Below are 1,190 nucleotides of genomic sequence, written 5' to 3'. Positions count from 1 at the left end.
TGAGCGACGCCCTCGCCCTGCACTCCTTCGCCGTCTCCCCCCGCTGACCGCTGCCGTTCCCCCGCTCTCGACGTCGCGGGTGCACACCGCACCCTCAGCGGAGACCATCCGCCCTCCCTCGACAGCGAAGGGCCGAGCCACGTCAGCGCACGCTCGCCCGCAGGGCCGAGCTCACCGCCGAATCGCGTTCCAGCGATTCGCCGTAGCGGTACGCTCCCCGCTCCACGAAACGCCCCACCTCGTACAGCCGACCGCGGAGCGGATGACGACGAAGGAGGAATCCGCTCAATCGAGCAGCAGCGCCGGTTCCTCCAGCACGCTGGCGACGTCGGCGACGAAGCGGCTGACCACGTCGCCGTCGACGACGCGGTGGTCGAAGGAGCCGCCGACCGTGGTGACGAAGCGGGGGCGGACCTCGCCGTCGACGACCCAGGGCTTCTGCTTGATCGTGCCGAGGGCGATGATCGCGACTTCGCCGGGGTTGAGGATCGGGGTGCCCGTGTCCATCCCGAAGACGCCGATGTTGGTGATGGTGATGGTGCCGTTCTGCATGTCGGCGGCGGTGGTCTTGCCGTCGCGGGCGTCGAGGGTGAGCTTCTCGAGGGCCTGGGCCAGTTCGAGGAGGCTCATCGACTGGGCGTCCTTGACGTTGGGGACGAGCAGTCCGCGCGGGGTGGCCGCGGCGATGCCGAGGTTGACGTAGTGGCGGACGACGATCTCGGTGTCGGTCCAGGCGGAGTTGACGGTGGGGTTGCGGCGGACGGCCCAGATGATGGCCTTGGCCATGATGAGCAGCGGCGAGACCTTGACGCCGGCGAAGTCGGGCGAGTTCTTGAGGCGCTTGACGAACTCCATGGTGCGGGTCGCGTCGACGTCGACGAAGACGCTGACGTGGGGCGCGGTGAACGCGCTCGTCGACATCGCGGCGGCGATCGCCTTGCGGACGCCACGCACGGGGATGCGCTCCTCGCGGTCGTCGCCCCAGGCGGGGGTCTGGATGTTGCGGAAGACGCTGGCCTGGGAGGCGTGGCGGATGACGTCGTCGCGGGTGACCTCGCCGGCGAGGCCGGTGGCCTGCACCTCGAGGAGGTCGACGTCGAGGTCCTTCGCGAGCTTGCGGATCGGCGGCTTCGCGATGACGGGGAGCGCGGCGGCGGCCGGCACGGAGGCGGGCCGGACCGGGGCCGTCG

At 70.6% G+C, this 1,190-nt stretch carries 1 protein-coding gene; it reads right to left on the bottom strand.

Annotation, left to right across the window (positions count from 1 at the left end):
* Nucleotides 1–285: 285 nt before the first annotated feature.
* The coding region (locus C5C33_RS18085) for a dihydrolipoamide acetyltransferase family protein (RefSeq protein ID WP_146085828.1) at nt 286–1,190 on the bottom strand (905 nt) is incomplete at its 5' end.

The sequence above is a fragment of the Rathayibacter sp. AY1H3 genome (assembly GCF_002932015.1).
This window is presented reverse-complemented; position numbering and strand designations above follow the sequence as displayed.